Here is a 4,393-nt window from a genome sequence, read left to right as displayed (position 1 = left end):
AATCAGACCGAACATCATGAACTCGTTGCGGTCATCAATTCTCATCCTGATTGACGCATTTTCTCACCCAGATTGTCGCGCTACACCAGGCGCCGCTCTCACCGATGGTTGTCCGGGACTGCGCACTGTTTTGACCGAGGCGGGAGTAATGAAACCGCCGATTTTGGATTGGTTCCACATCGCAATGCGTCTGCAACACACGAGGCTGACCGCGGCAAATCTGTCGACGGACGACCCTGGCCGGGTTACGGCGAAGGCGACGATCATCGCCGAAGTCGAACGTCTGCACTGGCGGATTTGGAACGGCAAGGCGCAGAATACCTAGCGCAGCATCGATCGGATCCGCAAGGTGATGCATGTCTTCAAAGGAGAGCGCAGCCAGGGCGTGAAGGGCGTGGCGTCGCGAAAGCTGTGGCACGCGTTGCATGCGATCGATAAATATCTCAGAGACCAAGCGGCATGGTTGGTCAACTACGCCAAGCGATTCCGAGCCGGTGAGCGGGTCGGTAGGTCGATCACCGAAGGCACAGCGAATTTCCTGGTCAACCGGCGCATGAACAGGTCCCAGCAGATGCGATGGTCGCAGAGCGGCGCCGATCTGCTGCTCCAGGTCCGCTGCGCAGTTTACAACGGTACGCCTGGTGCCGGATTTGGCCGCCGATTTGACCGGGTCGGCAATGCAGACCCGGCCGTTGTCAAAGCAGCATGATCCTCCTATGTCTGGACAGTCCCGGGTCATGCTCTCCAAGTATGCTATGCGCTTGGCTTTTCTTGCTTTCGAGGCGCCAAGCAAGGACGTCGTGCTCTTCGCCAGCGACATCGCGCACGGTCTCTATCGCCTTGGTTACGATGCGCCCTTCCGCCCGCAGGATCAGCTTCACTTTGGCGACGATCTGGATGGGACGGTCGACACCGCCCAACCACAGCAAGATCTCGTGGATGCGGCCCCTTTTTTTAGATGCTCCACGGCCCAAGCGGCTTGCTCGCTCTCCGACGTACAGTTGAAGAGTTTCACAGCCATCCTACCTCGCGATGATCTCGTCCTCGGCCGGTCTGCATGCGCAGAACGGAGCTACCCGAGCGCTCCTCTCCGAAAAAATCTGCACGACGCTGCTTGAGCAGGGTGGACGGCCAAGTCAAGCCCAGATCGGCCACGGGGCTGACCGTTCGCTTACGACTAAATAACAGACTGGGTTGCGGTATTGCGTCCGTCTCCCTTCGCATCCGGCCTCCATGCAACACCGCGCTCTCGCTCGTCTGGCTGACCGAGCTTTGACATGCCCTGTCACTGATCTGTCTCAATGAAAACCAGGCATCAGGCCCAATGGTATACGCCGCCTGAAAGCGAGTTGTTCACAGACGACGAATTGCCGGGAACATCATGCGCACGGTCGTGCCCTTCCCGGAGGCGCTGGTCATCTCAAGTGCGCCCCCCATCAAGACCATCAACTTGCGGCTGATGGCTAACCCAAGACCGGTACCGCCAAACCTACGACCGATCGAGGCATCCGCTTGGCGAAAGGGCTCAAACAGAGAATTCACCACCCCAGGTTCTATTCCAATGCCATTGTCACTGACCCGTACGACCACACCGTCAGTCGCTGTCGGTTCGACTTGGATGACTACGGATCCTCCTGCCGGACTGAACTTGACTGCATTGTCCAGCAGATTCAGCAAAACCTGCTTCACTGCCCGCTGATCGATTCGGAGCGACACGTCCGCACAATCGGAGTCACAGATGATCCGCACATTCGCGGATTGCGCCCGCTGAGCCATCATGCGCTGACAGATACTCAGCAAATGACCTAGGTCTACGCGCTCTTCCACGAGGTCATAACGGCCTGCCTCGATCTTCGATAAGTCCAACAGATCATTGATCAACTCAAGCAAATGCTGGCCGCCGGAATAGATGTCCTCGGCGTAAGAGGCATAGGTCGCGTTGATAGGACCCGCCGCCTGGTCGCGTATCAACTCTGAAAACCCAATGATTGCGTTGAGCGGTGTGCGCAGTTCATGGCTCATGTTCGCCAGAAATTCCGACTTCGCCCGGTTCGCCTCCTCGGCCTGTCCCCTGGCCTGGGCCATCGTTTCGAGTGCTTTATAGCGTCCGGTCACGTCAGAGAATGTGCGCACCGCCTCGCCTTCCGGTAACACCTTCGTACGAACCTCCAACACGCACCCGTTGGGACGTTGCCGCTCATAGTTACGTGGCCCATCCAGCAATAGCGCACGCTGCACGAATGAGCGGAATTCCTCATTACTCTTTACGAATTCGGCCTGCTTCCACTGGAAAGCGAGCACCTCTTCGAACTTGGGGCGCCGGGCCATCAGTTCCGCCGGCAATTCGAGAAGCTCAATGGCACGTCGGTTGCAAATCGAAACCGTTCGATGGCTGTCGATGACGATCAGCCCCTGATCCATGTTCTCCAGAGTAGCCTCCAGCATTCGCGTCTTCTCTGCAAGATCATGCTCGCTCAGTCGAAGTGCTGCCGCGATCTGCTGCAAAAGTGTATTCTGCTCAGCCAGAGACGCTCTAGACTGCTCCAGCCCCGTTATCTGGACACGGAATATGCGCAGCAGGAAAATTGCGCACGCCGCCGCGAACAAGGCTCCAGTCACGAGCCAGAGCGTCTGTCGGTGCCAAGCGGACAAGACGGTTGCCTCGGACATGCTCAGATTGATGACCATGGCAAAATCACGCAACGGGCGGACCGAGACGAGGCGCGCGACATCGTTCCGGTATCCTGGCGAATGGTAGGAACCCCCGACCTCTCCAAGACATTGGTACCATGGTGAAGCCGACGGCAGCTTCCAACCGATCTCACCTTGGTCGTGCGGATAGTGCACCAGCACAACACCGTCGCGTCGAACGAGAGAGACAGTGTCAGTCGCTGGCGTCACGGCTCGATAGAAGTCTTCAAGGTAGGACAGCTTCACTGCGGCCGTAACGACACCAGCGAATTTGCCATGAGCGGTGTTGATGCGGCGCGCCAGGAAAACGACCCATTGACCATCCAGAAAGGTCTGCGCGGGAACACTGACAAAAAGGGTGTGGTCATCATGCGTTTTTAAATACTGGTAGTAATCGCGACGAGACGCATCCAGCGGAACAGCCGGAAAGGAACGGGAATAATTCCCGACCCGTCCTTCCGCACCGACCAGGATGAGGGCATCAACCTGCGGCAGACCTTTGTGGCGTTCGACCAACAGATCGAACATGGCCTTCGCCTGCGACTCGTTAGTGCCTGTTTCCACTTGCTGAGCTGTGAACTGACCCGCTATCTCCCGGAGTGTTAGATCTACCGGTTGGATCGTGCGGGATGTCTGCTCCGCTATCACCTGCGCAAGCTCAGCACTGGCTTGCCTGCTTGCGGCAAGATCGGCAGTGTATTGCGTCTGAATCAACCAAGCCGTCGCCAAGGCGAGCGCCGCCACCACGAAAGTGCCCGCGATGACCAGACAGCGGCCCGTTTTGGACGGACTCATTAGCAAGAACACCAAGGATGGACGGCGAGGCTGAGTCCCGGACGCCGAGAACTGGAGTCAGGCGATGCAGCTAGTACCTCTGCACAGTGATTTCGACTCTTTGAAATCGATCCTTGCAAAGATTCGAACCAGTCCGTCGGGATATGTGCCCCGGCCATTGGCAGATTTGTTCCGCCTTCGTTCAACCGGTCAAAATCACTGTGCCGAGGTACTAGGTGGTTCAAACAATCTCCTTCCCTGTCAACTGTATGCTATTGGATCAGTGGCGATCAGAATGTGAGACAGACACACCCGGGCTTAACCCACTGGATTTAACCTTGACAACAAGCCGCCTATTTTATGGTTCATCGTCAGCCGTCGGCAATGTTTACGGTATCGTCAGCGACGTGGTGCGAGACCGTCCAGAAAGTGGGGGTGCTATGGGACCGCCCGGTGGTTGTAGCCGGGAGTTCGGGATGAAGTGGCGGGTCATGTTGGAGTTGGTCGGAGCGGATGGGGCCATTGGTGTTCATGAGGTCGGCGGTCGTGCGGCTGTGGTCGAATATGCGCCGCAAATGATCGGGCCGACGCTGGCGGAGGGGAAGCATCTGCTTGCTGCGTTGCAGGTCCATCTCGTTCAAGCTCAGGCGGAGGATCATAGCGGCCGCCAGCGATGGTGCCAGCGCTGCGGCACGCAGCGGCCCCTCAAAGATCAGCGCTCCAGGCGGTTGGTGTCGTTGTTCGGCACGGTGGAGGTCCGCGCGCCGCGCTTTACCCCGTGTCGGTGTGCGGTGACCTGCCGCCGGACGCTCAACCCGGTTGCCGAGATCATACCCGACCGATGCACGCCGGAGTACGAGCGGACCATCGCAAAGATGGGTTCGCTGTTACCCTACCGCCGGGCGCGAACGCTGCTGGCGGAGTTTCT

3 protein-coding genes and 2 pseudogenes are annotated in these 4,393 nt (G+C 58.1%); 4 read left to right on the top strand and 1 reads right to left on the bottom strand.

The genetic code is table 11. The features are described from left to right. The 3 genes and pseudogenes from GSQ89_RS38460 to GSQ89_RS12080 all read left to right on the top strand — a co-directional run. Positions 1–325: pseudogene (locus tag GSQ89_RS38460) on the top strand (hypothetical protein); the annotation flags it as partial. Positions 326–352: 27 nt separating this feature from the next. Further along, positions 353–709: a hypothetical protein gene (locus GSQ89_RS12085; RefSeq protein WP_158925401.1), complete on the top strand. Its 357-nt coding sequence runs from the start codon at positions 353–355 to the stop codon at positions 707–709. A gap of 28 nt (positions 710–737) precedes the next feature. Next, a complete protein-coding gene (locus GSQ89_RS12080; RefSeq protein WP_158925399.1) occupies positions 738–1,118 on the top strand; it encodes a hypothetical protein in 381 nt (126 codons plus the stop codon). Positions 1,119–1,353: 235 nt separating this feature from the next. Here GSQ89_RS12080 and GSQ89_RS12075 read toward each other — a convergent pair whose 3' ends face one another. After that, positions 1,354–3,486 carry an ATP-binding protein gene (locus GSQ89_RS12075; protein WP_158925397.1) on the bottom strand — a complete coding sequence of 711 codons (2,133 nt, stop codon included), beginning with the start codon at positions 3,484–3,486 and terminating at the stop codon, positions 1,354–1,356. A 455-nt stretch (positions 3,487–3,941) separates the two neighbouring features. On the opposite strand from GSQ89_RS12075, the pseudogene GSQ89_RS12070 reads away from it, so the two are divergent. Further along, positions 3,942–4,393, top strand: a pseudogene (locus tag GSQ89_RS12070) (ISKra4 family transposase); the annotation flags it as partial.

Origin of the sequence: Acidisphaera sp. S103 (assembly GCF_009765975.1) — a bacterium.
Taxonomy (GTDB): domain Bacteria; phylum Pseudomonadota; class Alphaproteobacteria; order Acetobacterales; family Acetobacteraceae; genus Rhodopila.
This window is presented reverse-complemented; position numbering and strand designations above follow the sequence as displayed.